The sequence below is a fragment of the Paenibacillus sp. PSB04 genome, assembly GCF_025809195.1.
Classification (GTDB): Bacteria; Bacillota; Bacilli; order Paenibacillales; family Paenibacillaceae; genus Paenibacillus_AQ; species Paenibacillus_AQ favisporus.
In genome coordinates, this window is record NZ_CP081301.1 from 2,016,337 (window position 1) to 2,041,562 (window position 25,226).

General features: G+C 54.8%; 26 protein-coding genes and 1 pseudogene. 17 read left to right on the top strand and 10 right to left on the bottom strand.

Features of this window, described 5'->3' with window-relative positions; genetic code table 11:
* Positions 1 to 73: 73 nt before the first annotated feature.
* The 5 genes and pseudogenes from K2F33_RS09565 to K2F33_RS09585 all read left to right on the top strand — a co-directional run bounded on the left by K2F33_RS09565 (position 74) and on the right by K2F33_RS09585 (position 3,852).
* The gene (locus K2F33_RS09565) at positions 74 to 1,405 is read left to right on the top strand and encodes a voltage-gated chloride channel family protein (RefSeq protein ID WP_412973998.1); all 1,332 of its coding nucleotides are present in this window, start codon (positions 74 to 76) and stop codon (positions 1,403 to 1,405) included.
* A 131-nt stretch (positions 1,406 to 1,536) separates the two neighbouring features.
* Positions 1,537 to 1,983: a spore coat protein gene (locus K2F33_RS09570; RefSeq protein WP_263882329.1), complete on the top strand. Its 447-nt coding sequence runs from the start codon at positions 1,537 to 1,539 to the stop codon at positions 1,981 to 1,983.
* Positions 1,984 to 2,204: 221 nt separating this feature from the next.
* Positions 2,205 to 2,676, top strand: a pseudogene (locus tag K2F33_RS09575) (DUF523 domain-containing protein).
* An 87-nt stretch (positions 2,677 to 2,763) separates the two neighbouring features.
* Entirely contained in the window at positions 2,764 to 2,991 is a 228-nt protein-coding gene (locus K2F33_RS09580) for a phage holin (RefSeq protein WP_094599702.1), read from the top strand.
* A gap of 213 nt (positions 2,992 to 3,204) precedes the next feature.
* On the top strand, positions 3,205 to 3,852 hold the full coding sequence (locus tag K2F33_RS09585; RefSeq protein ID WP_263881528.1) for a pyroglutamyl-peptidase I: 648 nt from the start codon (positions 3,205 to 3,207) through the stop codon (positions 3,850 to 3,852).
* Positions 3,853 to 3,923: 71 nt separating this feature from the next.
* Here K2F33_RS09585 and K2F33_RS09590 read toward each other — a convergent pair whose 3' ends face one another.
* Positions 3,924 to 4,595, bottom strand: coding sequence for a DUF6022 family protein (locus tag K2F33_RS09590; protein WP_263881529.1), 672 nt, complete (start codon positions 4,593 to 4,595; stop codon positions 3,924 to 3,926).
* A gap of 154 nt (positions 4,596 to 4,749) precedes the next feature.
* Here K2F33_RS09590 and K2F33_RS09595 point away from each other — a divergent pair, with 154 nt between their 5' ends.
* On the top strand, positions 4,750 to 5,460 hold the full coding sequence (locus K2F33_RS09595) for a TetR/AcrR family transcriptional regulator C-terminal domain-containing protein (RefSeq protein WP_263881530.1): 711 nt from the start codon (positions 4,750 to 4,752) through the stop codon (positions 5,458 to 5,460).
* Between the two features lie 28 nt (positions 5,461 to 5,488).
* On the opposite strand, the gene K2F33_RS09600 is transcribed toward K2F33_RS09595, so the two are convergent.
* Entirely contained in the window at positions 5,489 to 6,178 is a 690-nt protein-coding gene (locus tag K2F33_RS09600) for a class I SAM-dependent methyltransferase (RefSeq protein ID WP_263881531.1), read from the bottom strand.
* A gap of 284 nt (positions 6,179 to 6,462) precedes the next feature.
* Between K2F33_RS09600 and K2F33_RS09605 the strand changes: the two genes are divergently transcribed.
* Positions 6,463 to 6,555, top strand: coding sequence for a sporulation protein YjcZ (locus tag K2F33_RS09605; protein ID WP_084203986.1), 93 nt, complete (start codon positions 6,463 to 6,465; stop codon positions 6,553 to 6,555).
* 343 nt (positions 6,556 to 6,898) lie between these two features.
* Positions 6,899 to 8,353, top strand: coding sequence for a SulP family inorganic anion transporter (locus K2F33_RS09610; protein WP_084203987.1), 1,455 nt, complete (start codon positions 6,899 to 6,901; stop codon positions 8,351 to 8,353).
* Positions 8,354 to 8,447: 94 nt separating this feature from the next.
* Here the strand turns inward: K2F33_RS09610 and K2F33_RS09615 are convergent, their stop codons facing one another.
* Positions 8,448 to 8,999, bottom strand: coding sequence for a GNAT family N-acetyltransferase (locus K2F33_RS09615; RefSeq protein ID WP_263881532.1), 552 nt, complete (start codon positions 8,997 to 8,999; stop codon positions 8,448 to 8,450).
* Between the two features lie 192 nt (positions 9,000 to 9,191).
* Between K2F33_RS09615 and K2F33_RS09620 the strand changes: the two genes are divergently transcribed.
* Positions 9,192 to 9,908, top strand: coding sequence for a glycoside hydrolase family 73 protein (locus tag K2F33_RS09620; RefSeq protein ID WP_263881533.1), 717 nt, complete (start codon positions 9,192 to 9,194; stop codon positions 9,906 to 9,908).
* A gap of 15 nt (positions 9,909 to 9,923) precedes the next feature.
* Here the strand turns inward: K2F33_RS09620 and K2F33_RS09625 are convergent, their stop codons facing one another.
* A complete protein-coding gene (locus tag K2F33_RS09625) occupies positions 9,924 to 10,262 on the bottom strand; it encodes a L,D-transpeptidase (RefSeq protein ID WP_076172839.1) in 339 nt (112 codons plus the stop codon).
* A gap of 92 nt (positions 10,263 to 10,354) precedes the next feature.
* Here K2F33_RS09625 and K2F33_RS09630 point away from each other — a divergent pair, with 92 nt between their 5' ends.
* Together K2F33_RS09630 and K2F33_RS09635 are read left to right on the top strand one after the other, a co-directional pair.
* Positions 10,355 to 11,347: a polysaccharide deacetylase family protein gene (locus K2F33_RS09630; RefSeq protein WP_263881534.1), complete on the top strand. Its 993-nt coding sequence runs from the start codon at positions 10,355 to 10,357 to the stop codon at positions 11,345 to 11,347.
* 594 nt (positions 11,348 to 11,941) lie between these two features.
* Entirely contained in the window at positions 11,942 to 13,486 is a 1,545-nt protein-coding gene (locus K2F33_RS09635; protein WP_263881535.1) for an HD-GYP domain-containing protein, read from the top strand.
* Between the two features lie 97 nt (positions 13,487 to 13,583).
* Here K2F33_RS09635 and K2F33_RS09640 read toward each other — a convergent pair whose 3' ends face one another.
* From K2F33_RS09640 to K2F33_RS09660, 5 genes are all read right to left on the bottom strand, one after another.
* The gene (locus K2F33_RS09640; RefSeq protein ID WP_076172842.1) at positions 13,584 to 14,729 is read right to left on the bottom strand and encodes an ABC transporter permease; all 1,146 of its coding nucleotides are present in this window, start codon (positions 14,727 to 14,729) and stop codon (positions 13,584 to 13,586) included.
* Between the two features lie 95 nt (positions 14,730 to 14,824).
* The gene (locus K2F33_RS09645; RefSeq protein WP_263881536.1) at positions 14,825 to 15,799 is read right to left on the bottom strand and encodes an ABC transporter ATP-binding protein; all 975 of its coding nucleotides are present in this window, start codon (positions 15,797 to 15,799) and stop codon (positions 14,825 to 14,827) included.
* A gap of 351 nt (positions 15,800 to 16,150) precedes the next feature.
* Positions 16,151 to 16,921, bottom strand: a complete 771-nt coding sequence (locus K2F33_RS09650; RefSeq protein WP_084203988.1) for an ABC transporter permease subunit — start codon at positions 16,919 to 16,921, stop codon at positions 16,151 to 16,153.
* On the bottom strand, positions 16,921 to 17,634 hold the full coding sequence (locus tag K2F33_RS09655) for an ABC transporter ATP-binding protein (RefSeq protein ID WP_089549109.1): 714 nt from the start codon (positions 17,632 to 17,634) through the stop codon (positions 16,921 to 16,923). Before K2F33_RS09655 ends, K2F33_RS09650 begins: the two co-directional genes overlap by 1 nt.
* Complete coding sequence (locus K2F33_RS09660; RefSeq protein ID WP_076172845.1) at positions 17,631 to 18,038, bottom strand: GntR family transcriptional regulator; 408 nt, start codon at positions 18,036 to 18,038, stop codon at positions 17,631 to 17,633. The genes K2F33_RS09655 and K2F33_RS09660 overlap by 4 nt, the downstream gene beginning before the upstream one ends.
* Positions 18,039 to 18,338: 300 nt before the next feature.
* On the opposite strand from K2F33_RS09660, the gene K2F33_RS09665 reads away from it, so the two are divergent.
* The 3 genes from K2F33_RS09665 to K2F33_RS09675 all read left to right on the top strand — a co-directional run bounded on the left by K2F33_RS09665 (position 18,339) and on the right by K2F33_RS09675 (position 20,975).
* Positions 18,339 to 18,542 (top strand): CsbD family protein, encoded by a 204-nt coding sequence (locus tag K2F33_RS09665; protein ID WP_076172846.1) that lies wholly within the window; start codon positions 18,339 to 18,341, stop codon positions 18,540 to 18,542.
* Positions 18,543 to 18,908: 366 nt separating this feature from the next.
* Positions 18,909 to 20,414 carry a sensor histidine kinase gene (locus tag K2F33_RS09670; RefSeq protein WP_263881537.1) on the top strand — a complete coding sequence of 502 codons (1,506 nt, stop codon included), beginning with the start codon at positions 18,909 to 18,911 and terminating at the stop codon, positions 20,412 to 20,414.
* A 180-nt stretch (positions 20,415 to 20,594) separates the two neighbouring features.
* Positions 20,595 to 20,975 carry a RidA family protein gene (locus tag K2F33_RS09675; RefSeq protein WP_076172848.1) on the top strand — a complete coding sequence of 127 codons (381 nt, stop codon included), beginning with the start codon at positions 20,595 to 20,597 and terminating at the stop codon, positions 20,973 to 20,975.
* Between the two features lie 218 nt (positions 20,976 to 21,193).
* On the opposite strand, the gene K2F33_RS09680 is transcribed toward K2F33_RS09675, so the two are convergent.
* Positions 21,194 to 21,955, bottom strand: a complete 762-nt coding sequence (locus K2F33_RS09680) for a tryptophan-rich sensory protein (RefSeq protein WP_263881538.1) — start codon at positions 21,953 to 21,955, stop codon at positions 21,194 to 21,196.
* Positions 21,956 to 22,116: 161 nt separating this feature from the next.
* On the opposite strand from K2F33_RS09680, the gene K2F33_RS09685 reads away from it, so the two are divergent.
* The 3 genes from K2F33_RS09685 (at position 22,117) to K2F33_RS09695 (ending at position 25,224) form a co-directional block, all read left to right on the top strand.
* The gene (locus tag K2F33_RS09685; RefSeq protein WP_116232741.1) at positions 22,117 to 22,998 is read left to right on the top strand and encodes a carbohydrate ABC transporter permease; all 882 of its coding nucleotides are present in this window, start codon (positions 22,117 to 22,119) and stop codon (positions 22,996 to 22,998) included.
* Between the two features lie 104 nt (positions 22,999 to 23,102).
* Positions 23,103 to 23,888, top strand: coding sequence for a carbohydrate ABC transporter permease (locus K2F33_RS09690; RefSeq protein WP_076172973.1), 786 nt, complete (start codon positions 23,103 to 23,105; stop codon positions 23,886 to 23,888).
* Between the two features lie 58 nt (positions 23,889 to 23,946).
* Complete coding sequence (locus tag K2F33_RS09695; protein WP_145138389.1) at positions 23,947 to 25,224, top strand: ABC transporter substrate-binding protein; 1,278 nt, start codon at positions 23,947 to 23,949, stop codon at positions 25,222 to 25,224.
* The last annotated feature ends 2 nt before the right edge of the window (positions 25,225 to 25,226 follow it).

Sequence of the window (25,226 nt, forward strand, 5' to 3'; positions counted from 1 at the left end):
TAATTTGCCCCTGAATGAGGAACAATAGGAAATACATCATAGCTGGGGGGAAACCGCTGTAATGGGAAAACGGATGACGAGGGGAAAACGCAGGTTATATGTATACGCAGGCAAATTCATGCATCTCGCGCTGCTTGGCTATATCGTGAAGTGGTCGGTCATCGGGAGTCTGGTGGGGGTGCTTACAGGCTCCGGATCGGCCTTGTTTCTGGCAGCGCTGGATGCCGTTACGCAGCAGCGTCTGCAGCACCCGTGGCTCCTGTGGCTGCTTCCATTTGGGGGAGCCTTGGTAAGCTACCTGTATTGGAAATACGGCAAGGACGTGTCCAAGGGCAACAACTTGATACTGGAGCAGATTCATGACGGCGGCGGAGCTATTCCGCTGCGCATGGCTCCGCTCGTCCTGTTCGGAACGATTCTGACCCATTGGTTCGGCGGCTCAGCCGGACGGGAAGGAACGGCGGTGCAGATGGGTGGGAGCTTGTCGGAATGGATCGGCAAGAGACTTCGGCTTAGCCCAGCCGACCGTCGCATCATTCTGATGTGCGGCATCAGCAGCGGCTTTGGCTCGGTCTTTGGGACGCCGCTCGCCGGAACAGTCTTCGGGCTGGAGGTGCTTGCGTTGGGGATGATCCGTTACGAAGCGCTGTTTGCCTGTTTTGTGGCGAGCTTTATCGGGGATCTGACCACGAAGGCCTGGGGAATTCATCATATTCATTATTCCGTAAACACGATTCCGGCGATCACGCTGATCACGGTGCTGAAGGTCGTGCTCGCGTCGATGGTGTTCGGCCTGGCCAGCATTTTGTTCAGCGAGCTGACGCATTGGCTGAAGGCGCGGTTCACCGGCTGGTTCCGGAATCCGGCGGTCAAGAGCTTTGCCGGGGGCTGCATCCTGATTGCCATTGTCTACGCGTTCGGCACAAGGGAGTACCTCGGGCTTGGCCTTCCGCTGATCAGCGATGCTTTTGAAGGGACGGCGCCAAAGCTGGCGTTTCTCTGGAAAACCGTGTTCACTTCGATTACGCTGGGGGCCGGATTTCAAGGCGGAGAGGTGACTCCGCTCTTCGTCATCGGCGCAACGCTGGGCAGCACGCTGGCGGACTTGCTCCATCTAGCGGTGCCGTTTATGGCAGCCCTCGGTTTTATCGCAGTGTTCAGCGGTGCGACCAATACCCCGATTGCCTGCTTTATTATGGGGATCGAGCTGTTCGGTTCGGGGAATTTGGTATACATGTTCATCGCCTGCGTCGTCAGTTATTATTTTTCCGGGCATACCGGCATCTATGTGTCGCAGCGGATCGGGGTGTCCAAGTCCAGGCTGCTGCGCCTGCCGGAACAGGCGACGCTGGCTTCGGTCCGAGGGAAGAAGGGAAGAAAGAAGGAGAAAAGGGAGCGCGCCTAATTTTTTTAGCAAGACATCTTCCCCTCTGGGCGCCCTGGGCATATGCTATCCCATCATCGATTGGAGGGATTGCATTGTCTTCTGGAAAGAAAGCTCAAGTGAAACACTTAGCATGGCATGAAACATTGGAAATGCATGAGCTGGTAGCAGCACAGTCCAACGACCTGATTTGCCTGAAAATGGACATCGGCAAGGTCACCGATCCGCAGCTGCACGCCCTGTATAAAGAGGCTATTATGAGCCTGGAGCAGAACATAAAGGACCTGCTGCAGTTTTATCCGCAAGCACCGGTCCCGGGAGCGAGAGGCGGCAAAGCCGAAGCGGCAGACATGACGGGCTTTTATGCCGGCCATTTGCTGGGCAAGGCAAAAGGTTGGGTTCGCAATTACGCGCTTGCGATTACGGAAACGGCAACACCGGCCTTAAGGGGGGTTTTCGTTAAGCATCTGAACAATGCGATTAAACTCCATGCCAAGGTTTTTGAATTTATGGAGGAGCGTTCGATGTATCCTGCTTACGATCTGGAGCGGCTCCTGGCCAATGATATGGAAAATGCGAAAAAGGCGTTAAGCATGTAACATCTGCACCCCTGGGGCAAGGGGAAAAAGAGATATCGAGGAAAGTCCGGGAGCCTGGTCCCGGACTTTCCTCGTTTTTTCGCCGAAATCCTGGACCATTAAGCCGGGCCTCCCCGGCAGTTGGCTTATGCAGTATACTTTCGTTAAAGTCATAAATAGTTTACGTGGGACAAATAAATAGTTTACGTGAAACGGATTAACAGTTCAGGAGGTGAACGGGTATGATTATGGTCAGTTCTTGTCTGGCCGGACTGAAGGTTCGCTATAATGGAACCGACAGTCTGAATGAAGTCATTCAGCAAATGGTGGCACAGAACAGGGCGGTGACGGTCTGCCCCGAACTGCTGGGGGGATTCGTCACCCCCGAGAGAGCCTGCGGAGATCGTAGGCGGGGATGGGAGGGACGTGCTGGAGGGCCGGGCCAGGGTTGTTGAGAAATCGGGCCGGGACGTCAGCGGTATGTATATTCAGGGGGCTCACCGGACGCTGGAAAAAGCCCGTGAAGTCGGTGCGTCCATGGTGGTACTCAAAGAGTACAGCCCCTCCTGCGGAAGCGCCATGATTTATAACGGTTCCTTCGCCAATGAGAAGGTGGCCGGCAGCGGGGTGACGACCGCCCTGCTGGAACGGGAGGGCATTCGGGTGATGTCCGAAGAGACGTTTCTGGAGGCTCTGGACTCAGGTCTTCTCTAAAATCGCTGGCATCGCTTGTCCATCCCGTGAAAGTTTCGGACAAGTTTGCCGGGGCGGATGAATATATATGACCTTAAAGGAGGTCATATGATGCTCAAGAAGAAACGGTTTCGCAACTATGCGCTTTGGATCAGTATGGTCTCGCAGGTGCTTCTGCTGGTGCAGCTGATTGGTCATCTCACCGGAGCGTTTGAACTGTCGGATATGAAGCGGCAAGAGCTTGTGGCGGCCGCGGACCTGGTGCTCGGAATTTTGGCGACGCTGGGGATTATCTCCAATCCGACCAAGCCGAACAGCGGCGGATATAATTTGTAGATGGGAACCCTGCCGTGCAGCCGCCAGCTGCCGGGCAGGGTGTTTTTTTGAGATGCAGGCTCCGGAGACTTTGGATTCCTTACGTATCGCAGGACAAAAAGGAACGGAATCCGCGGGGAAGCAGCATCCCTTCTTGGCGGCGCGATTTCGGGTAGGAACGATCTGTCCCGTTTGATATGATGGAAGGAAAGACTTGCCGGGAGGAGAAGCTTCATGAAAATACTGGTATCAGGATTTGAGCCCTTTGGCGGAAATGCGGTCAATCCGACGGAGCAGCTCGTGCGGGATATCCGGGAGGAGACGTTTGCGGAGGCCGAGATCCGGACGGTTCTGCTTCCGGTCCATTATGACGAATGTGCCGAAAGGCTGCTTGAGGCGGTGCGTGACTATCAGCCGGACGCCGTAATCTGCTGCGGCCTGGCCGCAGGCCGGACGGCGGTAACGCCGGAGCGGATCGCGGTGAACGTCAAGGACGTGGCGCCGGAAGCGGCATACGCCGACAACAAAGGGGAGAGGCCGCAGGATCTGCCCATTAATCCGGCAGGACCGGACGGATTGTTCTCGCGGCTGCCGATCCGAGAGGCCGTGAACCGGCTGAAGGCGGAGGGGATTCCGGCTGCCGTGTCCGAGTCGGCCGGCACGTTTATTTGCAACAACACGATGTACGCCGTGCTGGATTATATCCGTGAGCAGAAGCTGCCCACGCTGGCGGGATTTGTCCATTTTCCGGCCTCCACGGAAATGGCGCTGCAGAAGCCGGGCCTGCCTTCGCTGCCGCAGGAAATGATGCTGCAGGCGCTGCGCGTGATCATCCATGCGACGATTGATGCGGCAAAGCAGCAGCGGCAGCCCGCGGTGTAACGGGTATCGCTCACCGCCTGACACCTCCAGGTGCTTGTTCAAACCAAGCACTTCGGGGGTGTTTTTTGCTGTTATTGCCCTTCGCCGGCTTGCTGAACGGGACGCTTGAAAAAACCGATCAGGCGGTCCTGATGCGGCACGATCTGTACGAGCTCCCAGCCATGGCGCCCCCACGAGGACAGCGCATAATTAAAGTCCACCGCCGTGTGGCCGCGGTATGATTGCACGTATTCGAGCAGCCCCGCGTCCGTCCCGTATTCCCATTCCCGCGGCTCGTCGCCGGCGGAATGACGGTAACGCTGGGGCAGTCCGCTTAGGCGCACGCCTGTGGTGCAGAGTGCTTGGAGAATGGCTTCTTGCTCCGTTTCTTCCAGGGCTAAAAAGCGTGGCGGCTGCGGGAAATGAAACCGGGCGTGAGAATGGAAAATTTGCAGCACTGCCGTGCCGCACGGATTACCGATTTCGTCTCTGACCACATACCATACGCATCGCTCACGCTCCTCGGGCGGGCCCCAGTTCTCGACTGACTCCGACAAGCGGAATCCGGCGGGGACCTCGTATCCCGACTTCCGCACCTCCTCGCAGATCGGACCCATCAGCTGTTGAATATAGACGCCGTAAGCGCGGTCGCCGAATTCCGCAAACATGCTGCTGAGTTCCTCTGCATGCTCTTGAAGAATCGCCTCCCAAATTTCGCCCAGGTGCCGGTTCATGGACCGGACTACCGAATAAATTGGATTCATATAAAACTCCCTTCACATCGTAAAATTTTGCCTAGGCTGTTCTGATTCCGTTGCGGAATACCACTGCCCATTAATCTAATGGTTTTAGATTAATCTAATGGGATTAGAATAATGGCATATGCTATAATTGTCAAGTGAAAAGGAGGGCTCTTCGATGGCCAGAAAACGAACGGTGCCCCAGCATCCCTTCTCCGGCACGGGGGAACAGGAGGAGCTGCACATTCCACTAGACCGTGACCGGATTGTCCGGACGGCGCTCCGCGTGTTGAACGAATTTGGCTTGAAGGAGCTGAGCATGCGTAAGATTGCCGATGAGCTCCAGGTAAAGACCGCTTCCCTGTATTATCATGTGAAGGATAAAGAACAGCTGCTCCAGCTTATCGGGGATAAAATAAGCGAAGAAATGGACAGGCCCGACCCGGACCTGCCTTGGCAGGAACAGCTGATCCAGTGGGGGTATGCATTCCGGCGCGTACTGCACCGCTACCGTGATGCGGTGGACCTGTTCAATGGCGGCATCGCCATGGGGTACCACCGTCTGCTGCAGATTGAAAGACTGTACCAAATCTTTGCGTCGGCCGGATTTGCGGATAGTCACATCCCGTGGATGGCATCCATGGTGAAGAACCATGTGCTCGGCTTTGTGGCCGAGGAGGTGCGGCTGAAAGGGATGGCCGGTTCCGGCGAGGAAGCACAGGCTCAGCTCAGCGAGGAGTACGCCCGGTTCTTCCGCAGTTTGCCAAGCGAGCAGTTTCCGAATATGATCCGGCTGGCTTCCCATACGACCGATACCGGATGGCAGGAGGAATTCGAATTCGGGCTGGACGTCCTGATGGACGGCTTCCGGCAGAGGCTGACCGACTGATCCGGCGCTAAACAGAAAATCAGGGGGACTAAGAAGTCCGCCCTGATTTTTTTCCGTAAAACACCGCGAAGTCCAAATACTTGTACATACAGTCCACGTCTTCAAAGCCGGCCTCTTCCATCCACTGCATCTGGTCGGCGGCGGTAGCGTTGATATCCAGGCTTCTGCGTTCAATCGACGCCTGAATGGCTTCTTCCGGCAGACCGCTTGCCCTGATTTCTTCCAGCCAGCGTCTCCGGTAATATACGTCCGCCTGGTCGGTATGGCCTTTCACCTGATCGGCATTGACAAAGATGCCGCCTTCGTTCAGCAGCCGATGGATCGTGGCGAACAGCTGCCTTTTTTCCGGATGGGACAGATGATGAATGGAGAGGGAAGAGACGACGGCATCGTAAGTTTGCGTAAACGGATAACTGCTGTAATCCCCGGTAACATAATCTACATTCGGTACCCCGTGGAACCGCCGGCGGGCCTCCTGCAGCATGCTGTCGCTTAAATCCATCAGCGTAAGCCGGGCCTCAGGGTATTTGAGCAGTACCATGCTGGAGAACAGGCCTGTTCCGGCCCCCAGATCCAAAATACTTGGAGAAGAATTGCCGCACTCCACCAGGGACAGGGCCATCCCGTAAAAGTCGTCGAAGCAGGGAATCAGTCCCCTCCGCTGCCGGTCATAGTCCTTTGCATTGGCGTCAAAAAGCTTGATCACAGATCTGTCCATCACCATTCTCCTTTACCCGTGGATTGTTGGAATTGACTTCATTGTATCGGCAGTCCGCTCATTATGGAAATATATAAATTGTATTATACTTATAGGTATTTCCTATATCGTTCCTTCCTTGGATCAGCATTGATAAGCTCGATAGAGTTGTGGCGGCAAGGTCCTTTACCCCCGGGAACATCGCGCATTTTCATAGGGCAAATGGACTTGAATGATATTTGTCCAAACCGATTCTCCTTACGCGGCATACGATAGAGTATAAACAGGAGAGAGGGGGAGAAACCATGAGTGGTGTAGGAAACCCATTTACCTCAACGGGAGCCATCCTGGTTCTGTTTATTCTGCTCGTCATCATTACCAAATCCTTTATTTATTAATCCATGGGCCCAAGCGGTCCTTGGGCAACGAAGCTCCCGCCCTCCGGCGGGGCTTTCGCCATTTCATAAGAAAGGCAGATACCGCAGTATATACATATGGATTGAAAAAGGAAATATAGACGAGTAAATGGGAGAATGGATTAGTATACAGAGGGAAATAGCGCATACATGCAGTTTTGGGTTCAGACGATATAACGCTATAATGAAAAACAGTGAACCATCGGACCCGGCGAACCTGAGAGTGGGGAGCCCGCTTGAAACACCCCGTAACATTTCATGAGCGGATAGCAGCACGATCAGCCCTACAGATACAACTTTATATATCCACAGGAGGGATTATTTCTTGTTTTTGAACTGGATCAAACAAGGCTTCTTTAGCAATGTCAGAAAAGATATTTTGTCCGGTCTAACCGTTGCCTTTGCGCTTATTCCTGAAGCCATCGCGTTCTCCATTATGGCCGGTGTGGATCCCATGGTCGGTCTCTACGCATCCTTTGTGATTGCCGTCAGCATTTCGTTTTTCGGCGGACGCCCGGGGATGATTTCAGCGGCCACCGGTGCCATGGCATCCTTGATGGGACCGATCGTTGCCAAGTACGGGATCGAGTATTTGTTTGCGACGACAGTGCTGACCGGCATTCTGCAGTGGATCATGGGGGCGCTGAAATTCGGGCGCTTCATCACATTTATCCCGCAATCGGTCATCGTGGGCTTTGTTAACGCGCTGGCGATCGTTATTTTTATGGCGCAGCTGCCGAATTTTGAAGGGGCAACCTGGATCATGTACTTGATGGTGGCCGCAACGCTGTTGATTATTTATCTGTTCCCGCTGCTCACCAAAGCGGTGCCTTCAGCGCTTGTCGCCATTATCGTCATGACGATCATTTCGGTGCTGACCCATGCCGATGTCCGTACGGTAGGCGATATGGGTACTATTACGCAGTCGCTTCCCGCATTTCATGTTCCGTCCGTTCCCTTGTCGTTTCATATGTTCCTGACGATTTTGCCTTATGCGCTGGCGCTCGCCGTCGTCGGCATGACCGAGACGCTCTTGACCGCCAACCTGGTGGATGAGCTGACCGATACCGGCAGCAACAAAAACCGCGAGATCAAGGGGCAGGGCATCGCCAACATCCTCACCGGCTTTTTCGGCGGAATGGCAGGCTGCGCCATGATCGGCCAGACGGTCATCAATGTGAAGTCGGGGGGCCGCTCCCGGCTGTCGACCTTCATTGCCGGCGCCTTTCTGCTGTTCCTGATCCTCGTGCTCGGCGATGTCGTCAGGCAGGTGCCGATGGCGGCGTTGGTGGGCGTTATGATCATGGTGTCGGTGGGCACGTTCGACTGGCATTCTTTACGAACGATGAACAAGGTGCCGCTGGGTGACACGATCGTCATGGTCGTGACCGTCGTAATCGTGGTGGCCACGTCCAATCTGGCGATCGGCGTTGTGACCGGAGTCATTCTGAGTGCCCTGAATTTCGGCTGGAAAATGGCGCGTATTCACGCGCAGACCCATATCGATGAACATGGGGTAAAGGTGTACGAAATCAAAGGACAGATGTTTTTCGGAACGATGAACCATTTTGTGCATCTCTTCCATTACCAGGAGGATCCCGAGCAGATTGCGATTGACTTTTCCCACTCCCACGTTTGGGATCAGTCGGGCGTGAACGCTGTGTCCAAGGTGCTGGCCAAGTATGAGGCGCTGGACAAAAAGGTGGCCGTCCGGGGATTGAATCCGGAGAGCCAGCGTATCATCGACAAGATTGGCGTAGCCTCGGTATCGTCCCATTAACCAACTCGTAAAACCTGCATTTTATATACGATATGAGAAAAGCCTTCCGGCATGCCGGAAGGCTTTTTGCGCAGTTATGCTTGAGGAGCGAATGCTATCTCACCATTTTCTCATAAATATTAAACCCGCTCTCATGCTGGCCCTTCAGCGTAAAGCCGGCCCCGCTGTACAACCGGTTCAAGCCGGGGTTGTCGGCGATGCAGTCGAGACGGATTCGGTCTTTGCCCTGGAACCTTATTCCAGTCAAGGCCCAGTGCAGAATGGCGCTGCCAAGACCCGTCCCCCCGAATTCGCGTTCAATGGCAAGCCGGTGCAGATAGACAGAGGTATCGTGGCGCTCCTCTCCCCACAGGTTGCGGTCCCATTCGCTTGCATGCTGCTGGAGGATGACGATGGCGGCAAGGCGCTCCTCCTTTTTGAACAGGAAGACGTCCCCTCGCAGGACCGCCTCGTCGATATGATGCCGATCCTCGCCGGTCAGCAGCTGATTCCACTGCTTGGAGCCTATGCTCTGAAGCCATTGCGCCGTTCGAAACAGCAGTCCCTGCGCGGGTGTGACATCATCCGGACCGGCCTGAATGGCACGGATTTCCGGGGTAACCCACTCCTGATTGATGATAAAATGATCTGCATTTGCCTGCTTCATACATCCACCCTCCAAGCGTTACATATGTTCTTATTGTAAGAAGCCGTGAAGAATTAGGCAAATGCTTCATACCGGAGCGGTCCGGAAATTTTTACAAGGCTCAGGTGCTCTGAAAACGTGGGGCGGCAGCCGCGTCCAGGCCGTTAGCAAGCGGTCAGCATTGTATGTACCCGAGGGTTGGGAGGGAGGATTATGAAGAAACAAAACTTTATCGCCATCATGGCACCGTTGGCTGAATTCGACCAGCTGCAGTCGGGTGTGCCGGCATCGCTCACGATCGCCCAGGCGGCCCTCGAATCCGCCTGGGGCACGAGCGAGCTGGCGGTGAAGGCCAACAATCTGTTCGGCATCAAGGGACAGGGCACCGCAGGAAGCATGCGCCTGCAGACCACCGAGTACGTTCGCGGCGTGGCCGGCCGGGTGATAGCCGACTTCCGCGCGTACAACAGCTGGGCCGAATCGGTGGCCGATCACTCAAGCCTGCTGGTGAACGGCGTGTCCTGGGACCGTGACAAGTATGCCGGCGCGCTCCGCACAGACGGGCGATCGGCCGCCGCCGCGATTGGCGCCGCCGGTTATGCCACGGACCCGGAGTATGCAGATAAGCTAATCCGGATTATTGATCAATATAACCTGGACCAATACGATGCCTGGAAGGAGGGGGCGCATATGACTCCTGAGGAAAAGGCGGTATTTAGCGAGCTGCAGAACACGGTTGCGAAGCAGGCGGAATGGATCAAGCAGCAGCAGGCGCTGTTAAGCATGCCCTGCCCGGACTGGGCAAAGGAGGCTTACCGCTATTACAAGCCTTATATTGCTGATGAAACGGGAAGTTATGATTTCTGGCGGCAGCTGGTGATCCAGTACCGCAAAGAGAAGGGAATCAAGGTCGTTTCAGATCAAGACTGACGGCACTTACGGCCATTACGGCCGGATGGTCACCCTTGTATTCACAGGAACGTAGGAAGACAAATCCAGCACATCCTCATTGTGCATCCGGATGCAGCCGTGGGAGACTTCCCGTCCGATAGAGGCGGGATCATTGGTTCCGTGAATGCCGTAATGGGGCTTGGAGAGGCCCATCCACAGCACCCCGAACGGTCCGCCGGGATTTTCCTGTTTATTGACAATCGTGAACTCCCCGGTCGGGGTTTTCGTCACCATTTTTCCGATGCCAACGGGATAGGATTTGACGGTCTGATCGCCGTCCAGCAAATATAACGTGCGTTCCGACAGGTCGACGATGATCCGGTATTTTGGCATTTGCATCACTCCTTGCTTCCAGAGTATGTTTATAGAGCGGGGGATGCATCCCTCTGCAAGTGAATTTATGGAACGAAGGGGATTGGAACGTAATGCTGAGAAAAAAAATTATCCTCTACTGCACCTTTTCCGTGCTTGTGCTGTTCGCGGCATTTTTCGTCTGGAGGCAGGGCCCTTATGTGTATCATCTGGTTCGTTATCCCGGAAGGCCCCACATCAAAAAGGAAGAGGGCGGTGTTCCGGCATACAGCTTTATTTCGACCAGGCCGACGCCAGGTGCGGTGTATTATAAAAACAAAGTCATCACGCTGATGTACCACGATGTCTCCCCGCGTCCGATCAATGACAAGAGTCTGGATACTGCTGTATTCGAGGAGCAGCTCCAGGCCATGAAGGCAAACGGATTCCATTGGATTACGATGGAGCAGTACACCGACTTCGTCACCCGGCATCAGCCGGTGCCGGACAACGCCGTGCTGATGACGTTTGACGACGGCTATGAGACGTTCTATACCAATGTGTTCCCGATCCTGAAGAAGTACCACGTGCCGGCAACGAATTTTCTGATCGTGTCGACGGTGGGGAATCCGAAGCATCCCGGACTGCCGAAGCTGACCTGGGCCCAGGTCAAGCTCATGCACCGGAGCGGTATCGACTTTTACAGCCATACGTTTGATTCGCACGCTTATGCTTATGTTCGCCCCGAAGGGAAAACCCATGACAGGCTGGAGCCGATGCTGATGGGACCGGAGCATAACAAAACCACCGGGCATGTGGAGACGGAGCAGGAGTATATTCGGCGGGTGAAGGGTGATTTAACCCGGGCGGATCAAATCCTCCGGAATGAAATCGGCAACCGCCGCGATATTCTCGCTTTTCCCTACGGCGGCTATACGCAGCAAGTGCTGGGTCTCTGCCGCAATCTCGGTATTCAAGTAGTCTTTACCGTCAAACCGGGAATCGACGGCCCCGGGCAGTACATGGGATACCGGGTCAACGCGGGCGGCATGGACAATAACCCGATCGCGCTCATTGAATCGATGAAGCATGCGGAGTCGCTCCGCGGATACAGCAAAGCCGGCTAAGCCTCGTGACGAGAGAAGGAAGTGGCAGTAGGCCGTAAATACATTGGACAATATGGATAACCCCCCGGACATTTCTCCGGGGGGTTTGGCTTTGGCGGCGCTGCGGCCGCCTCATATATTTAACCCCTGACAGCCGTTCAAGGCTGCAGTCTGGTTCCTTGTTCTAGTTCGTTAACAGAATAATGACTTCCAAAACAACAAAAGCCCTGCCTCTCTTTTGTCCTTGCGGCTCCGATGACCGCGCCAGCGTGAATCAGAAATAGCATCTTAAATCTCATACTTCGCATTGGGTTATTTCAAAATAGGAAATTAAGTCTTCGAGGTTGAAGATTTATTCTTTCTTGCGGGGAACGAAAAGGGTTAAATGAAGTTATATTCATATAATATATCACATATTGTTTATAAATGCAATAGGAAATTATATCGCCCACCAGACTTGTATAAATGTGCAAAAGCACCATTTCATACGAAGGGATTTTATGATAAAAGTTGGTTTTTGTCGCTGGTTCATGTCACATTTTGGGATGAAATAACCGATATTCTTAATAGTGCTGCGCCGAACGGCCTATATTGATGAAAAAGGAAGGCTGGCTTATGGATACCGATTCTACCCGTTTGCAGGGGGTTGCCCTGTATTATGCTTTTCGGAACAAATTGGTACGGAATTATATTTTCGGATCGCTATTCGCGGTATGGATCGTGGGCAGCGCTCTCGTTCTGACCACGATCAGCATTTCTCCGCAGGAGATCAAACGGCTGGCGATCATCTTTGCTTGCTCCATGGCGGTCATGGTCGCGGTGGAATCCTGGGTATTCACGCGGCACGTTCGGCCGATCCGGCAGGGCTTGTTCTGCCGGACCTGTACGGTTCAGACCATTGAAACAGCCTACCGTCAGGCACATAAGCTGCCGCAGCTGGCGGTGTTCCGGATTTTGGTACCGCATTTCCTCGGGCTTGCCGTACCTGCGGCCGGCTTGACACTGTGGCAGATGAGCCGTGGCCTTCTTCATTTCCCGCCGATTTATGTTGCGGCTGCGGCAGCCGGCGCCTTCCTCGTAGCCAGCATGCATGCGATGATCGAATTTTTTCTGACGACGGCGACGGTCCGGCCGCTGATGGAGGAATTTCATCGGCTCGCCCAGGAAACGCACCGCATTGAGCTGAATCCGGAGGGGCATGTCGTCTTGTCCATCCGTCCGAAGTTTCTGCTCAGCGCCATGCTGATCGGTACCTCGCCGCTCCTGCTGTTCACCCTGGCTGCCCAGATTCGGCTGGGCAATTTAAACGAGGAAATGATGACAGGGTACTGGGGCTGGGCGGGGCTAATCCTGCTGGTCGACATCATTTTTACGTATACGGGTGCCAGGCTGTTGACCCATGAGGTGGAGCGGCCGATCTCCCATCTGTACGACGCCATGAATCATGTCAAGGACGGCCGGCTGAAGACGGTCCAAAACGTGTATTCGGACGAGTTTTCGCGGCTGGCCACTGGCTTCAACATGATGGTCCGGGCGCTTCAGTCGCGTGAAGCCCAGACCCGGGCGATGCTGGACAGCTACTTTGTGACCCTCGCCGTTGCGCTCGATGCCAGAGACGCCTACACGGCAGGGCATTCCTTGCGGGTGGCCGAATATTCGGAGCTGATCGGGCGGCTCAGCAGGATGACTGAGGAGGATATCAACGTGATCCGCCAGTCGGCGCTGCTGCATGACATCGGGAAAATCGGCATCCGGGACACCGTCCTGTTGAAGGAAGGGCGTCTGACGGAAGAGGAGTTCGACCAAATCAAGGCCCATCCGGTGCTTGGTGAGACGATTCTGAAGCAGATCGAGCCGAAGGATGCCATGGCGCCGCTCCTTCCCGGCGTAAGGTCCCATCATGAGCGATATGACGGGAAAGGGTATCCGGACGGACTGGCCGGGGACGATATCCCGCTGCTCGGGAGAATTATCGCCGTAGCCGACGCCTTTGATGCGATGACTTCGGATCGGCCATACCGTAAAGGCATGGATGTCGCCAAGGCGCTGTCCATTCTCGAAGAGGGCGGAGGGACGCAGTGGGATCCGGAATACGCCCGCATTTTTGTCGACTATATGAGAAATCAAAGGTTGGGAAAAGCGGCAGGCGACGATACATAAGCGATGACCAAGGATCGGAAACCAAGAAAACCTCCCGGCCGTGAAGGATGACTTCCGGACGGGAGGTTTTTTCGTCGTTTTGAACGTTGATAAGGAATCAGTTGGCAGCCGAGCGCAGGAACCCTGGCAGACGGAAGAATGCAACCAGGAGGCCGGCGGCCCCGAACGTCAGGAGAATAAGGGCAGGTCCCGCAACGTCGCCGAGATGGGCGCCATGGGCGATAATGTTCTGCAGCGAGTGCAGCGCCCAGTACTGCGGCAGAAAGTGCCCGACGGTCTGTACGGATTGCGGAAGCAGATAGGACGGTACCCACAGGCCCCCCAGCATGGCACCGCCCATGGCAATGACCTGGGTGATGACCATGGCAGCTCCCTCGCCGGGCACCAGGAAGGATAAGCCGAGCCCGATGCCGGTTCCGCAGATGCTGAGGCTGAGCACAATCAAGGTAAGGGCGGCGACGTCGCCAAGCTTGACATCATAGACGAAGTGGCCGAAGGCGAACAGGACGACACACTGGGCGATAACCGTCAGGATGAAGGGCACCCACATCCCGACCAGATACTGCAGCGGTTTTACGCGCGTGCTGCGAATGCGGGACAGAAGGCCGGTTTTCTTTTCGTCAAAGAAGCGGCGGGCCATCGTGATCATAATGTAGAAGACGAACATGACGGTCATGCTGGGGACCATGGAGTCCATATAGCTGATATGGTCGGACGTCGTCGCCACATCCTTAATCTGGATCGGGGAGGCAAGCGCCTGCTCTGCCTGCTCCTTGGAATCTCCCTTGGCCAGCAGGACATCCGTCAGCTTCTGCTCACGGTATTGGCTGGAAATGCTGCTGAGGATCGCCTGAATCGGCGCAAGCTCTGTCTGTGCGGTGGGATCCTGGTACAGCTGGATATCCGCGGGACTGCCTTCCTTCATGGCTTTTTCGAATCCGGAGGGAATGACGAGCATGGCCGAGAACTGGCCCTGCTTCATTCTGTCGACCTGGTCGTCCAGGCTGGATGCCGATTCCAGCTTCACGTCCATAATCCCCTGCATCTGCTTCACAAAGGCTTGGGACGCGGCGGATTGATCCTGGTCGATCGTGCGGATGGATACGGAGGAACTGTCACCTCCGGCACTGTTGAAAATCGTACCGAACATGGCGATGAACAGGATCGGCATCAGCAGCAGGAAGAAGAAGCTTTTGCGGTCTTTGCGGATCAGCCGCAATTCTTTGATAATCATGGCTCTCATGAGTTTTGCTCCTTTGCTTGTTCATTTCTTGGTTTGTTTCATACGATGAACGATATATCACCTTAATGAGTGAGAGGGACGCTTGTGAAAAAGAATTAATCCCGGAGCGCGGTACCGGTTACCCGCAGGAATACGTTCTCCAGCGAGGGACGGACGATTTCCAGCTGCTTCACGTCCCAGCTGTGCTGGGAAGCGAGGCGAAGCAGTCGCTGCATCACGCCATGCAGATTTTCCGTTTCCAGCACGTATCCGGAGCCTTCCTTGCGGACCGCGGTTACATCCGGGTCTTCCGGGAGGTGATGGGCTCCTGCAATTTCCACGTAAATGGCCTTCTGTCCGTAATTCTCCAGCAGTTCCCCGAGCGGGCCCATCGCCTTGATCGTGCCCTGATCCATAATGGCCACTTCATCGCACAGCGCTTCGACTTCCTCCATGTAGTGGGTGGAGTAGATGATCGTCACGCCTTCGCGGTTCAGATCGCGGATCATTTCGAAGATGTGGTTCCGCGACTGCGGATCGATCCCAACCGTCGGCTCGTCGAGAATCAGCAGCTTGGGACGGTGGAGGAGCGTGGCGGCGATGTTAATCCGGCGCTTCATGCCTCCCGAGAACGTGCCGACTTCCTCTTTGGCCCGGTCCAGCAGACCGGTCTGGGTCAGCACCTCGTGGATGCGCTGCTTCAGCATCTTGCCCCGGACGCCGTAAGCCTCGCCGAAGAACTCCAGATTGTCATAAGCGGACAGCTTATCGTACAGCGTAATTTCCTGCGGGACGTAGCCGATATATTTCGATACGGCGTCCGGATTTTTGGTCGCTTCCTTGCCGAGCAGCCGGACGGAGCCGCTGTCGGCCTGGACAATGCCGGTCAAAATTTTCATCGTGGTGGACTTACCCGCGCCGTTCGGTCCGAGGAAGCCAAACGAAGTGCCAGCTTTCAGAGAGAAGCTCACGTCCTGGAGCGCCTGTTTCTTCGGATAGGATTTGCGGAGCTGGGAAACCTCTAGCATATAATCGTTGTTATAAGAAGTCTGATTAGATTCGGCGTTGTTGCGGGCCGTCGTTTGGATCATAGGGACAACCTCCTAAAAGTTTTGTGAAGCATAACCTCAAAGCAAAATCGTCGCAGCAAAACTAGCACCGGAAGCATAAGCTTAAGTTTTGTGAAGCATAACCTCAAAGTAAAATCGTCGCAGCAAAACTAGCACCGGAAGCATAAGCTTAAGTTTTGTGAAGCATAACCTCAAAGCAAAATCGTCGCAGCAAAACTAGCATCGGAAGCATCGGCTTTAAGTTTTGTGAAGCGGCATTTTTGCAAAATGACGGGCCGCCGGCAGTACCGGCTCGTGCGGATGAACGAAAGGCTTCCGGCGGCCACGTTGAATATCCCGTTAAGTTTATAGAAGAAAAGCGTTTTGAACTTGCTACAGATCCAGCTTTTTATCCATGACGTATGTCACCGCCCGGATCAGGCCATAGGCTACCGCCCAGCTGCCGATGATGATTGCCGGAAGCTCCCATGGAAAGGGGAAGAACGTCGCCGGTCCTGCGGTTTCCAGCCGGCCTTCAGGCAGCAAATACTCGTTCATGTTGGAGTATACGATGCTGAAGCCTCCCATAAACAGAATCCAGAGCAGCGGTGTCAGCGGCTTGGCGGTGCTGTACATGACGCTAATGGTCAGCATGCCTGCGGCTATGATGAATGGGGTCAGGCCGGCGACGACGGTCAGCCAGTTAATGCCCGTAATCATAAAGGAGACGGCCATGTCGTAGGTGTAATGATCGATGGCCGAGGTCAGAATAAGCACGTACGCCGATAAGGCGATATAAATGGCGATCATTGCGATCCATACCTTCAAGCAGTTACCGAGCCATTTGGCGGCAATAAGGCGAAATCTCGGGATCGGGAGTGTCAGCCACCAGCCGTACGTATCGTTGGACCATTCTCTTTTTACAGCGCCGTATCCCAGGAAGAAGATCCAGTAAGGGAACGCCAGCGTCATATACCAGAAGCTGCTCAGTTCTAGGTCGTTGCGTGCCGCCAGATAAGTGGTGACGATGACCACCGCTGCAGCAACAATCAGGATATAAGAGACACACCAGCTTCTGGATAAGCGGACGCGGTTCAGTTTTCTCCAGCTGCCCCGCACCATAAACTCATGCTGGACAAGGTCCATAAACGTGCCTGATGACATCAACGCTGCCACTCCTTTGCGTACATTTTACGGAATACATCGCGCAGTGAACCGTATTCCGCCCTCAAGCTTTCGGTATCGCCGGACCAGATCGCCTGACCCTGCTTCATCATGACCGTGTAATCGAACAACCCTTCAACCTCCTGAATATCATGGGTGCTGATCAGGACGGACTGCCCGCTGTCCTCGAGGTAGTCGATGATGCCGGCCACAATCGCCTCCCGTGACATGACGTCGATGCCGGTAAAAGGCTCGTCGAGAATAATGAGGGACACTTCCCGGGCAAGGCACTGAATCAGCATAACGCGGGCTTCCTGGCCCTTGCTCATTCCGCCGATTCTCGCATCCAGTTCAACATCCATATAATCCGCCAGGCGGATGGCCTGTTCCATCGAGAAGCGAGGCAGGAAGGACTCTCCCCATTCGAACGCCTGCCGCACCGTATGGTTCGGATACCAGCGGGCCCGATCGGGGAGGTAGGCGATGTGGCGGTTGGTTTCCCAGCCGGGCTTCGAGCCGAGCACTTCCACGGTGCCCCGGTCTGGCCGGACGAGTCCGGTAAGCATCCGGAATAACGTGGATTTGCCGCAGCCATTCGGGCCCAGAATACCGGTGATCCGCCCTTCGGGAACGGTGATGTTCAGCCCGTTTAGCGCCTGCTTCTTCCCATAGGCCTTGCTTACTTGTTCACATCGCAGTATCGGTGCCGTCATCGCATGGATCCTCCTTCCTCCGCGTCGTATTTTTGTTCAATATAGGACTGGATATCGTTCCAGGTTAGTCCGAGGCTTTCCATTTGATCCATAAAGCTGTCGATATATTTGGCCGCGAGCGCCGTTCGGAACGACCGGACATGCTCCGGGGAAGAGGTGACGAAGGTTCCTTGACCCCGCCGTTTCTCGGTAAGTCCGTCCCGTTCAAGCTCCTGATAAGCCCGCATGACGGTGTTCGGGTTCACCCGAAGCTCTTGAGCCAGCTCGCGCACAGAAGGCATCTTGTCTCCCAATCCAATCTCTCCTTTGGCAATGGCGCTTCGCACCTGATCCAGAATTTGTTCATATAAAGGTTGGCTGAAGTCGATGTGGAACCGCAGCGGGCCAACCTGTTGGTCTTCCATGGCCTTCCCTCCTAAAAGCTCTGCTGGTCTGGAAGCACAGCTTTCCTTCTCGGCATAAGCGCAAACGTTCAGGTCACTTATGTGATTTAAGTGTATTATATCACTTAATACACTTAATGCAATAGGCGATCAATATGTTGGTTAAAATCTTTTTTTCGCACCGGTTTATGGCTATGAAGATTGTGGCAGCATTGCTGGTGCTCGTTGGATTCAGCCCGCGTTCCTGCGGGTAATAAAGAACTACAGGCGGAGCGGATAGTTCCGCCGACCAACAACTTATACCGAGAGGAGCTGATCCTCATGGATCATAACGTATTCAAGGGAAAATGGAATCAACTGAAAGGCGAAGCCAAAAAGCAGTGGGGCGAGCTGACGGATGACGATTTGGATAAAATCGGCGGCGAAAAGGACAAGCTGATCGGCAAGCTTCAGGAGCGCTATGGCCATTCCAAGGACGCCGCGGAAAAAGAGTACCATGACTGGACGCGTTCGCGTCAGTTGTAGGCCTCTTCGTCCTGCGGTCGGCATGTGGAAATAACAAAAGGCGCAGCGAATCTCCGGCAACCGGGGGGCGCTGCGCTTCTTTCGGGTGTTCACCTACCTAACCCAAGTACGCCCTGCCCTCACCTGAATGACTTCAAGCACGCCATCCGCCATAGACTTACCTCAAAAGGTCTGACCGGTTTACCCACAAGAAGGTTCCCCGTTTACCCGGTATGGGCCGCAACATCAGCGAGAATCCCCAGCTTCGGCGGGCTGCCGCGGTAATCACGGCTTAGCCCGGCATCGGTTTATATAAATTCTGGATATATGGATCTGCCATGATATGATAAGAGAGCACGGCTAATATCCATCTTCAGGAGTGAGTACATGGATTTTTGCAAAATATTTCTTGGTAACACGGCCCTGCTCATAGCGGCTGCCTACTTGGCCAACCTAGTCTACAAATATGGACTTGCCCGTGCCCCTAAACATGTGAAATACACCTGCTCGGTGCTGTTGATCATCTTTTGCGGATGGCTGAGCATGGTTTTCGGATACAAGCTTAGCGAAAATGTGATTTTCGATCTCCGGATCATCCCCCTTATCATTGCGACGGTTACTTACGCTGAGCCGGTGACGCTGGTCATTATCGGCATCGGCATCGGATTCGCGCGCCTTACGTTCGGCGTGAACGAGGCCTCGGTCGCCGGTTTGTTCAATCTGTGCATTTTGGGCGCTGCGGCGGCACTGCTCAATATTTGGATGAGACGCAAGGGGTTCAGTCTTGTGACCCGCGGCTTCCTGGCCATTCTGGTCTTGAACGTACTGAATTGTATCGATATTGCCTTTTTAGGGGTTATTCCTGCCGCTCATTATTTTGAAACGATCATGCCGGCCACGCTTCCGCTCACCCTCTTGCTGAGTTTGATCTTTTCTTTGATCCTCCGCGATTTTCAGCTTGAAGCAGCCCGCACCATCCAGCTCAAACAAAGCAACGTGCTGCTGTCGGCCCAGGCCGAAGAGCTGCATCAGGCCAAGCGTGTGCTGGAGGAACGGGCCAAAGAGCTGGCGAGGTCCTCGCGCTACAAAACGGAGTTTCTGGCAAACATGTCCCATGAGCTGCGCACTCCTTTGAACAGCATCATCAATTTTGCCGAGCTGATCAGCGACAACGACGACAGCCGCACCAAGGAGGAAATGGCCGAGTACGGTGAAATTATCCACCAGTCGGGCTATGAGCTTCTGCGCATCATCAACGACATTCTGGACTTGTCGAAGGTGGAGGCCGGTCGGCTGGAAATCATGCGTGAAGAGATGAATATCAGTGAAATTCCGCAGCTGCTGCAAATGCATTTTGAACTGGTCGCCCAAAAAGAAAACGTCGGCTTCTCCATCAAGCTGGATCCCTCGCTGCCGGAAACGTTCCGGACCGATCCGAGCCGGGTGCAGCAGATTTTGAGGAATTTGCTGTCCAATGCGTTCAAGTTTACCCATCAGGGAAAGGTGAGCCTCGTCATCCGTGCGGAGCATAACCTGGAGGGAAAGCATGCGGGCTCATGGATCGTGTTCGACGTTCAAGATACCGGTATCGGCATTTCGCCGCCGCAGCAGCGGCGGATCTTTGAAGCGTTCGCCCAGGCGGACGGCTCCATCAGCCGGAAATACGGCGGGACGGGCCTCGGGCTCTCGATCAGCCGGGACCTGGCGCATCTGCTGGGAGGGTTTATCCGGCTGGAGAGCAAAGTGGGGAGGGGCAGCTGTTTTTCGCTCTATTTGCCGCTGGTAAGCGAAGCGGAGGAATGTGCCACCCTGGAAATCACCCCATCCGCCGGTGGAGTGGAGCAGAAGGCGCTGCTTCCGGGACGCACCGGAACGGTTCCGGGCCTGGAATAACCGTCTTTTCGCTGCTCATATACGCAGAGCGGTCCCTGGAGCCAGAGCTGGAGAAGGTGGGTGACGGGCAGCTTGCAATCGAGGCAGCCGCACGCCTGGAGCAGCGCGGTGCCGTATTGCAACTTGGCCAACCTCTGTTTACAATGAGAAGGATAGTACGAAGACGAAAGGGTGACTTCCATGAGTAAAAAGGTGATTTCGACCGAGTCCGCGCCAGGAGCGATCGGACCTTACAGCCAGGCCGTTCAGGTCGGCGACTTTATTTTCACATCGGGACAATTGGGGCTCGACCCGGCGACCGGTGAGTTCGGCAGCGGCGTTCAGGAGCAGGCCCGCCTGGCTCTGAACAACGTGAAGGCGATTCTTGAAGCAGCAGGGAGCAGCCTGGATCAAGTGGTCAAGACGACCGTGTTCCTGAAAGACATGAACGATTTTGCCGCGGTCAACGAGATTTACAGCTCCTTCTTCACCGAGCCTTACCCTGCGCGCAGTGCCGTTGAGGTCGCACGCTTGCCGAAAGACGGCTTGGTGGAAATCGAGACGATTGCCGCCGTTAAATAGATCGGAAGCTACATATCCTATAGAAAGCCGGACTTTGCCCGGGGCGCAGCCCCGTTCGCAAAGCCCGGCTTTTTTGTGTTGTTTATATCTCGGGTCTCCCCGCAAAGTATCTGATATACGCCTGAGTAGAGGTCTCCACTTTGTGGGGTGATTTTCGGGTCTCCCCGCAAAATACCGGATATACGCCGAAGCTGAGGCCGCGCTTTGCGGGGTTACATTCAGTCCCGATCCCGGCTCCGGGCGAAGAAAAGATAGATCGCATAGACGAACAGAATGATCGCCAGGATGAGTGCGGCTATAAACGCCCGCTCCACCTGATCCTGCTGCTCCAGGGCTATGGCGACATAGCCCCATACGAAGACCAGCGGATAGATGCTGTCCCGATAAGGGTAGCAGACCAGAATGGCGATCAGTGCACCGGCGAGCAGGAAAACCACGGCCCACACCAGCTCGCTCAATCCGAAGCCGTTCCAACCGTTCTTTTTCAGCACGATCGCAATATTAAGAATGACGGCTACGCTAAGCCAGCCGAAATACAGGCTGAAGGGAAGCTTGATCAGCCACATCTCTCCGGATGTCGGATAATAGATGCTGCGCGTCCGCCGATAGATGACAAACAGCGAGAGCAGCAGCAGTACCATGGCGACGAGCGACAGCTCGATATATTCATACTGCCACAAGAGCAGCCACGCGATGTTCAGCACGCAGGAGATGATAAACCACGGACCGATGGACCGGACCGAATCCCGGGTTTCGGTGACCCGTCCGCTCTGATAGAGAAGAAAGCCAAGCAGCAGTACATAAATTAAGGACCAAATGGTAAAAGCATACCCTTCGGGCGTGATCATGGTTGGGTATTGGTCCGATATTTCCCCTGTCGTTTTTCCCCCGAGCACAGCAGTATTGGCCAGCGCGTTGACCACCATCGCGGCGACGAACGCGAGCCAGTTCCACCATTTATACGGATTGCTTCTAAGCATCGTACCAGCCTCCTGAAGTGATGTCTACGGCTTGCCGCAGAGCGGCCTTTTCCCTACAAATATACCCGAATTTGTCCCAAAAAGAACAAAATGATGCAGATTCAATCCTTGTCGATATAGGTAATTAAATGAAAAACCATGAAAGTTTAAGGAGTGAGGGCATGAACTCGAAAAAATCGTCTCAGCTGCTGCAGCAGCTCATTTTTGTCGGACCGTCGGCCCTGTGCTTCCTCGTCATTGTTGTCGTTCCCTTTCTTTTAGGACTGTATTATTCGTTTACCGACTGGAACGGGGTGTCGAGGCATGCGGGCTGGGTCGGCTTCCGCAATTATATCCACATTTTCACGGAAGACCCGGCGTTTCTGAATTCGTTCTGGTTTACCGTCAAATTTACCGTACTTGGAGTCATCCTAACCAATGTGCTCGGTTTTATTCTCGCCTATGTGCTGACGCGGTCGCTGCTGACGCGAAATGCGCTGCGGACCGTATTTTTTGTGCCTCATGTCATCGGGGGGCTGCTGCTCGGATTTATCTGGCAGTTCATCTTCGTGAAAGGGTTTTCTTCCGTCGGTGCGGCAACCGGGCTCTCCTTCTTCAAGCTGCCCTGGCTCGGCACCGAGGCGACGGCCTTCTGGGCGGTTGTCATCGTCTTTGTCTGGCAGAACGCCGGCTATTTGATGGTCATCTACATTTCCTCGCTGAACAATGTGCCGAAAAGCCTCATTGAGGCCGCTCAAATCGATGGTGCATCCAGGGGACAGGTTCTCCGGAAGATCACCGTCCCGCTGGTCATGCCGGCCGTGACGGTCTGTCTGTTCCTCGCCATATCCTGGTCGTTCAAGCTCTTTGACCTGAATCTGTCGCTCACCAAGGGCGGTCCGTTCAAGTCAACCGAATCCGTCGCGCTGAACATTTACAATGAAGCGTTTAACATCAGCCGCTTCGGCATGGGCTCGGCGAAGGCGATTATCTTCTTTATCGTCGTGGCCCTGATTTCGATCCTTCAAGTGCGCGCCACGAAGCGCAAGGAGGTGGAAGTATGATGCACACAAGCACCAACACAGGCACAAACCGAGGAACAAGCCCAAGAGCCGGCGCAAGAACAAGCCGCGGGTATCGCGCCAAACGGCTGATCCTTGAACTGCTGATGATTCTGCTGGCCCTGGTGTTCCTGGTGCCGTTCTACTTTCTGCTCGTCAATTCGGTCAAGTCCTTCGGCGATATTCTGACCAACTCCGCGGGCTGGCCGCATGCCTTTCTATGGAACAACTATGCACAGGCGTGGAAAATTACCGCCTTCCCGAAAGTGTTCGGCAATTCCCTGCTGATCGCGGTCATCAGTAACGTGCTGCTGGCCTTGATCAGCTCGATGGCGGCGTACCGGATGGTGCGCAGGGACACGGTGTTCAACCGGCTGCTGTTCGCTGCGTTTGTCGCCGCGATGGTCATTCCGTTCCAATCGATCATGATCCCGCTCGTTAAGGTCGTCAGCACGCTCGGCCTCATGGACACGAGAACCGGGCTGATCATCTGCTACCTCGGATTCGGCGCGCCGCTGTCCGTGTTTCTGTTCCACGGCTTTGTCAAATCGGTGCCGCGGGAGATCGAGGAGGCGGGCCGCGTCGACGGCTGCTCCACGTACGGTATTTTCTTCCGCATCGTCCTGCCCTTGATGCAGCCGATCATCGTCACCGTCATCATCCTGAACGCGCTGTGGATCTGGAACGATTACCTGATGCCGTCGCTCATTCTGCAGAGCCCGTCGCGGCAGACGATCCCGATCGCGACCTATGCGTTCTTCGGCCAGTTTACGAAGCAGTGGGATCTGGCCCTGCCGGCGCTGGTGCTCGGCATTACGCCGATCGTCATCTTCTTCCTGGCCATGCAGAAGTACATTATCGAGGGCATCGCCCAGGGATCGGTGAAGGGGTGAACCCAGCCTCAGTCCGTCCCGGCAGCTCAAGTATATTCCATAAAGGAGGTTATGCGGCATGAAGAAAAAGGCCTATGCCGTTGGAGCCCGCCTTGGCGTGCTGCTGGCCTCGTTCGCCCTGCTGGTCGGATGCGGCAGCGGAAGCGGCAGTGGCAATGGCGGGGTCAAGACCATTCATATTTTTCAGTTCAAGGTGGAAATTGCGGATGCATTAAATAAACTGAAAGCGGAGTATGAGCAGTCCCATCCGGGGATCAAGCTGGATATACAGACCGTCGGCGGGGGCAGCGACTACGGCGCCTCGCTCCGGTCCAAATTTGCAGCTTCGAAAGAGCCGGACATTTTCAATATCGGCGGTTATGCCGAAATGGACATGTGGCAGGAATATTTGGAGGACTTGTCCGATCAGCCTTGGGTCAAGGATGTGAAGGACATCGCCAAAGAGCCGATGACCAAGGACGGCAAGCTGTACGGGCAGCCGATGAACCTGGAAGGGTACGGCTTCATTTATAACAAGGATTTGTTCAAGAAGGCGGGCATCACACAGCGTCCGACCACGCTCAGCGAGCTTGAGGAAGCGTGCAAGAAGCTGAAGGCCGCCGGAATCACTCCGTTTGCCAACGGGTATCAGGAAAATTTCGTGCTCGGCAACCATAACATCAACGTGGCTTTTGCCGACCAGAAGGACCCTGGCGCTTTTATCCAGCATCTGAATGACAAGACGGAAACGTTCGCGGACAACGAAGTCGTGAAGCAGTGGTCGAACCTGTTCGACCTGACGCTGAAATATGGCAATCCAGGCCCGCTTACGACGGACTACAACACCCAGGTCACGATGTTCGCCAGCGGGGAAGCCGCCATGATGCAGCAGGGGAACTGGACCCAGGTGCAGATTGACGGCATTAATCCGAAACTGAACCTGGGCATCCTGCCGATGCCGATCAATGACGATCCGCAGCTGGGGGACAAGCTGTACGTCGGCGTGCCGAACAACTGGGTCATCTATAAGGATTCACCGGTCAAGGAGGAGGCCAAGGAGTTTCTGAACTGGCTGGTGACCTCTGATACCGGGAAGAAGTACATTACGAAGGAGTTCAAATTCATTCCGGCCTTCAAGTCCATTAAAGGTACGGACGAAGATCTGGGACAGCTGGGCATGGAAGTGCAGAAATACACCGACGAGGGCAAGACGCTGACCTGGAACTGGTTCCGGTTCCCGTTCGGCATGCAGCCCGAATTCGCCGCGGCCATGCAGGGATACATCGGCGGCAAAATCACGAAGCAGGAAATGTTTGAGCAGTTCCAGCAGAACTGGGACAACTTGAGCGTCCGCTAATG

Excerpts from the sequence above, each read along its gene's own strand:
- K2F33_RS09565 (WP_412973998.1), top strand. The coding sequence starts at position 74 with ATGACGAGGGGAAAACGCAGGTTATATGTATACGCAGGCAAATTCATG.
- K2F33_RS09570 (WP_263882329.1), top strand. The coding sequence starts at position 1,537 with ATGCATGAGCTGGTAGCAGCACAGTCCAACGACCTGATTTGCCTGAAA.
- K2F33_RS09580 (WP_094599702.1), top strand. The coding sequence starts at position 2,764 with ATGATGCTCAAGAAGAAACGGTTTCGCAACTATGCGCTTTGGATCAGT.
- K2F33_RS09585 (WP_263881528.1), top strand. The coding sequence starts at position 3,205 with ATGAAAATACTGGTATCAGGATTTGAGCCCTTTGGCGGAAATGCGGTC.
- K2F33_RS09590 (WP_263881529.1), bottom strand. The coding sequence starts at position 4,595 with ATGAATCCAATTTATTCGGTAGTCCGGTCCATGAACCGGCACCTGGGC.
- K2F33_RS09595 (WP_263881530.1), top strand. The coding sequence starts at position 4,750 with ATGGCCAGAAAACGAACGGTGCCCCAGCATCCCTTCTCCGGCACGGGG.
- K2F33_RS09600 (WP_263881531.1), bottom strand. The coding sequence starts at position 6,178 with ATGGACAGATCTGTGATCAAGCTTTTTGACGCCAATGCAAAGGACTAT.
- K2F33_RS09605 (WP_084203986.1), top strand. The coding sequence starts at position 6,463 with ATGAGTGGTGTAGGAAACCCATTTACCTCAACGGGAGCCATCCTGGTT.
- K2F33_RS09615 (WP_263881532.1), bottom strand. The coding sequence starts at position 8,999 with ATGAAGCAGGCAAATGCAGATCATTTTATCATCAATCAGGAGTGGGTT.
- K2F33_RS09620 (WP_263881533.1), top strand. The coding sequence starts at position 9,192 with ATGAAGAAACAAAACTTTATCGCCATCATGGCACCGTTGGCTGAATTC.
- K2F33_RS09625 (WP_076172839.1), bottom strand. The coding sequence starts at position 10,262 with ATGCCAAAATACCGGATCATCGTCGACCTGTCGGAACGCACGTTATAT.
- K2F33_RS09630 (WP_263881534.1), top strand. The coding sequence starts at position 10,355 with ATGCTGAGAAAAAAAATTATCCTCTACTGCACCTTTTCCGTGCTTGTG.
- K2F33_RS09635 (WP_263881535.1), top strand. The coding sequence starts at position 11,942 with ATGGATACCGATTCTACCCGTTTGCAGGGGGTTGCCCTGTATTATGCT.
- K2F33_RS09640 (WP_076172842.1), bottom strand. The coding sequence starts at position 14,729 with ATGAGAGCCATGATTATCAAAGAATTGCGGCTGATCCGCAAAGACCGC.
- K2F33_RS09645 (WP_263881536.1), bottom strand. The coding sequence starts at position 15,799 with ATGATCCAAACGACGGCCCGCAACAACGCCGAATCTAATCAGACTTCT.
- K2F33_RS09650 (WP_084203988.1), bottom strand. The coding sequence starts at position 16,921 with ATGTCATCAGGCACGTTTATGGACCTTGTCCAGCATGAGTTTATGGTG.
- K2F33_RS09655 (WP_089549109.1), bottom strand. The coding sequence starts at position 17,634 with ATGACGGCACCGATACTGCGATGTGAACAAGTAAGCAAGGCCTATGGG.
- K2F33_RS09660 (WP_076172845.1), bottom strand. The coding sequence starts at position 18,038 with ATGGAAGACCAACAGGTTGGCCCGCTGCGGTTCCACATCGACTTCAGC.
- K2F33_RS09665 (WP_076172846.1), top strand. The coding sequence starts at position 18,339 with ATGGATCATAACGTATTCAAGGGAAAATGGAATCAACTGAAAGGCGAA.
- K2F33_RS09670 (WP_263881537.1), top strand. The coding sequence starts at position 18,909 with ATGGATTTTTGCAAAATATTTCTTGGTAACACGGCCCTGCTCATAGCG.
- K2F33_RS09675 (WP_076172848.1), top strand. The coding sequence starts at position 20,595 with ATGAGTAAAAAGGTGATTTCGACCGAGTCCGCGCCAGGAGCGATCGGA.
- K2F33_RS09680 (WP_263881538.1), bottom strand. The coding sequence starts at position 21,955 with ATGCTTAGAAGCAATCCGTATAAATGGTGGAACTGGCTCGCGTTCGTC.
- K2F33_RS09685 (WP_116232741.1), top strand. The coding sequence starts at position 22,117 with ATGAACTCGAAAAAATCGTCTCAGCTGCTGCAGCAGCTCATTTTTGTC.
- K2F33_RS09690 (WP_076172973.1), top strand. The coding sequence starts at position 23,103 with ATGATTCTGCTGGCCCTGGTGTTCCTGGTGCCGTTCTACTTTCTGCTC.
- K2F33_RS09695 (WP_145138389.1), top strand. The coding sequence starts at position 23,947 with ATGAAGAAAAAGGCCTATGCCGTTGGAGCCCGCCTTGGCGTGCTGCTG.